3 protein-coding genes and 1 pseudogene are annotated in these 4,296 nt (G+C 31.6%); 2 read left to right on the top strand and 2 right to left on the bottom strand.

The features are described 5' to 3' along the window. Positions 1-114 precede the first annotated feature (114 nt). Both AB3X49_RS18525 and AB3X49_RS18520 read left to right on the top strand, forming a co-directional pair. The gene (locus tag AB3X49_RS18525; protein WP_002130146.1) at positions 115-687 is read left to right on the top strand and encodes a TetR/AcrR family transcriptional regulator; all 573 of its coding nucleotides are present in this window, start codon (positions 115-117) and stop codon (positions 685-687) included. 58 nt (positions 688-745) lie between these two features. Further along, a pseudogene (locus tag AB3X49_RS18520) lies at positions 746-1,501 on the top strand (SDR family NAD(P)-dependent oxidoreductase); the annotation flags it as partial. Between the two features lie 51 nt (positions 1,502-1,552). Here the strand turns inward: AB3X49_RS18520 and AB3X49_RS18515 are convergent. Continuing rightward, positions 1,553-2,491 (bottom strand): glycosyltransferase family 2 protein, encoded by a 939-nt coding sequence (locus tag AB3X49_RS18515; RefSeq protein ID WP_002130144.1) that lies wholly within the window; start codon positions 2,489-2,491, stop codon positions 1,553-1,555. A gap of 92 nt (positions 2,492-2,583) precedes the next feature. Further along, on the bottom strand, positions 2,584-4,296 hold a 1,713-nt coding region (locus tag AB3X49_RS18510), incomplete at its 5' end, for a YfhO family protein (RefSeq protein ID WP_367963899.1).

The raw sequence follows: 4,296 nt of genomic DNA, 5'->3' as shown, positions 1-4,296 counted from the left end.
GTATAATGCTATCCTTTCAAAATGTATCTTTTTGTAAGAAACTCATTGTATTTTTTTGGGAAAAGGTTATAATATTAATTGAACTGTGGTTAATTAAATTGTGAGGTATGAAAAATGTCGCCAAGAAGGGCAGTTAAACAAGAATTAACGAGAGAAATGATTATGAATGTAGCAAGAGACTTATTTATAAAATTAGGTTATCAGCATACTTCAATGCGTAAAATTGCAACAGAACTAGGATATAGCCATGGTGCCATCTATTATCATTTTAAAAATAAAGCAGAGCTTTTCTATGCGATGGTAGAGCAAGATTTTCAATTGCTAAATCAAAAATTAGATGAGATTAATGATCAAAATTTACCACAAGAGGAACAATTGAAAGCTGTTTTATTTGGTTTTATTGAATTTGGTTTGCAAAATCAAAGTCATTATGAAATCATGTTTTTAATTAGAGATGATGAGTTAAAAGAATGTTTAGCAGATGGCCCAAATGTTAGTTACGAAAAATTTGCTACTGTTGTATCTTCTTTGTGTAATGAGAAGGTAAATGTAATGACAATATGGTCTGTTTTTCTATCATTACATGGGTTTGTGGCACACTATTGTGGGAATGATCAAACATTTGAAGAAGTAAAAGGATTAGCTAAAGTACACGTGGAGTTTATTTCAAAATCACTTCTTATGTAAGTGATTTTCTTTTTAATATTAATTGAACAGCGGTTAATTAATTTAGGGGGGATATATAATGAAAAAAGCTTTAGTGCTAGGAGCATCTGGATCAATGGGGTATGCAATTGTAAAAGAATTATGTAGCAGAGGAATTCATGTAGTGGCCTTTGCGAGGAATAAAGAGAAATTAGAGATATTATTTTCTGGAGAAGAAAATGTGAAAGTTGTAGCGGGAGATGTATTTATACAGGAGGATATAATGGAAGCCGCGAAAGGCGTTGATATTATATTTCATGCTGTAAACATTCCATATTCAGATTGGGAGAAGAAGCAACCAAAATTATTAAAAAATATATTAGAAGTAGCAATGTATTACGACAGTAAGTTAGGGATAGTTGATAATATTTATGCGTATGGGAGGCAAGGGGAAGAACCTGTAGTGGAAGAAGTTAAAAAGGCACCACATACGAAGAAAGGGAAAATTCGGTTACAGCTAGAAATGATGGCAAAACAGGCTCGTGTACAAATGTTTATTGCACATTTCCCTGATTTTTATGGTCCAAATGCAGAAAGTACACTTGTTCATCATACTTTAAATGGGGTACTTGCAAATAAGTTATCAAGCTTTGTTGGAGATAAAAAGATTGCTCGTGAATATATTTTCACACCAGACGGTGCAAAAGCAATGGTTGAATTAGCTTTACGTGATGAGGCCTATGGACAAAATTGGAACATACCGGGTTGTGGTGTCATTACAGGTGAAGAGATGATTCAACATATACAAGAATTAACGGGATATACAAAACCAGTAATGACAGTAAAAAAAGGTATGTAAATATTAGTATAAAAAAAGTTACTTCTGTAGGTAGAAGTAACTTTTTTATTATGCTTTTTGTTTGACTTCACTAACTTTCTTTTCAGCTACAATAAAATGTGGTCTACGTTTTGTTTCATAATAAATGCGACCGATGTATTCACCCATAACACCTAGGAAAATGAGTTGAATACCACCAATAAATAATATAGCGGAAATTAAAGTGAAGTATCCTGGGACTTCAACACCACCAACAATAATTTGAATAAATGTAGTAATTACGTATAAAATCCCTAAAATAGTTGTTAATAATCCAAGATATATAGATAGTCTTAATGGTTTATTATTGAATGAGATAACACCATCTATTCCGTAATTTAACAATTTAGAAAAAGTCCACTTACTTTCTCCATCAGAACGTAATACATTTTCATATCCAATAATTAGTTCATTAAATCCAATCCAGGAGAATAAACCTTTTGAGAAGCGATTGTATTCGCTTAAAGATAATAGAGAATCAACAGCTCTTCTACTTAAAAGTCTAAAATCTCCAATGCCGTCTACTAGTTCAATATCTACAAACTTATTCATCACTTTATAGTATAGACGAGAAACGAAAGAGCGAACGGGTGAATCACCTGTTCTTGTTCTTTTTGCAATAACTTGGTCGTAACCTTCGTTATATCCTTCTAACATTTCTTTTATTAGTGTAGGAGGATGTTGCAAATCGGCGTCCATAATAACAACTGCATCACCTGTAGCGTATTTTAAACCAGCTAACATAGCGGCTTCTTTGCCGAAATTCCGACTAAATGATATATAATGAACAGCTGCATCTGAATTTGCCAAATCACGTAGAATATTTAATGTATCATCTTTACTACCATCATTTACAAAAACAAATTCATAATCGGTAGTTAATTTATGAATTTCTAGAGAAGTCTCTGAATAAAAGGCTCGAAGCATCTTTTCTTCATTGTAGCATGGTACGACTATTGAAAGAGTCATTTTTGACCCTCCTTGTTTATAATGGTTAAAACGTTATTTAATATTTTTTATGAAGCTATCCGCTTTGGATAGCTTCATGATTTATTGAGTGCTCATTGCTGCTTTTTAAAAGGCAATTTTCGGCGTCCTTTTTGATTTGTAAAAACTAGTAAGGCTACACAAATAATTAGTGAAATAATTGATATAATCATACCTAATTTAAAGTAAGGTGTAACATAAGTCATTTCGATTACATGTGCTCCTTTTGTAATTGGTACGCCAATAAAGGCAGAATTTGCTTTCGTGAATTCTGTTTCTTTTCCATCAACTTTTATAGTCCAACCTTTACTATATGGAACAGATAAATATAGTAATCCATCTTTTTTTGAGTTGATTTCACCTTTTAAATAGTTGTTTTTATAATAAATATTTTGAAGTCTATTTTCAGTTAGTTTTTTTGTTTCTTTTTGTACACCTTCGTAATTTACGATATTTGCTTGTAAGTCTTCAAGTTCGTATTCACCTGGCGCATCAATAGAAATGGTTAGTTGGTCTGGGCGATCGTCTTTACCTAAATTATAAACAAATCTTTCTAAAGGATATGAGTATGCACCAGTGTCTTCACCTTTCCCCATATCTTTCCCGTTAACTACTGCATGGAATGAACCTTTATTTTTTATCTTTAATTCTACAATTAAATCTCCAGGAGTATTAGGATAATTTATAGGTACAATCATATTTCCATTGCCGTGGACAATGAGTTTATTATTCTCTTTTTCCATATTTTCTAGTTGTACTTTTTCCATGTTGATAGATACCGCTTTTGAATTAAGGTTCTTTTTATCAAAATGAGTTAATGAAAAGTCTTTTCCATTATTAACGACTACAGCATGTAATAATAATTGGTCACGCTGAGCGAAGTTTAATTTAGAAAATTCTTCTTCACTTATACCAGAATCATATACATACCCTAACGGTAAAGCATAGTCATTTTTGTAAATATTATATGGTCCTACTTGTTTTAATAGTTTATATCCATATGGGATATTTTTTTGATCTGTATCAGCGCTTAGTACGCGATATTTTACACCTAACATATTTTCAAGTAGTAGTCGACTATCAACTTGGAAGAACATCGAAGGAGTGTCGAACCCTTGGAATACGTTGTATTTATTTTTCATAAAGTCATGAACATAATAATTAATCAAGCTTTGGTACGTACTTGTACCATGATAACCTTGTAACATTGGTGTGTTATGGGCGCTACCTGGGTTAAGAATACGATAAAAGTCCTTATCATATTTTTGTATATAACGAATGGCAGCAATCTCATCTTTGTTATCATAGCCAGATACATGTAAAGCTTCTTTTGTAGCATTGCTTTGTCCGAAAGCGGTACTAAGTATATTATTAGCATACATGTAATTCATGGAAATTGTACTAACGAGTACGTTCACTACAACTAAAAATTGTATGAAAGGTTTAGAAAGATAACGCCATAAACATACTGTAATGAGAGAAAGAACGATAGTTCCGATTAAAATATTGTCAACTACCTGTAAAGGTTTATCACTTACATTTATATTTACTTTTCTATAAAATGCATAAATGAATAATCCTATTGATACTAATGAACTCATTATATAAGGTAATTTATGTTCTTTCTTATGAACAATCATCCAATCTAAGATGTATGCTATAGTTTGAGCAATTACAAATACAAATAAATAAAGCCATCTATACTGCATTGCTGAGAAACCATTAAATACAGAGTATGTATACGGAAGCATAAACAGAATGAACATGAAAAATGTAAAGAATACTTT

Source organism: Bacillus sp. C30 (assembly GCF_040838255.1).
Classification (GTDB): domain Bacteria; phylum Bacillota; class Bacilli; order Bacillales; family Bacillaceae_G; genus Bacillus_A; species Bacillus_A mycoides.
This window is presented reverse-complemented; position numbering and strand designations above follow the sequence as displayed.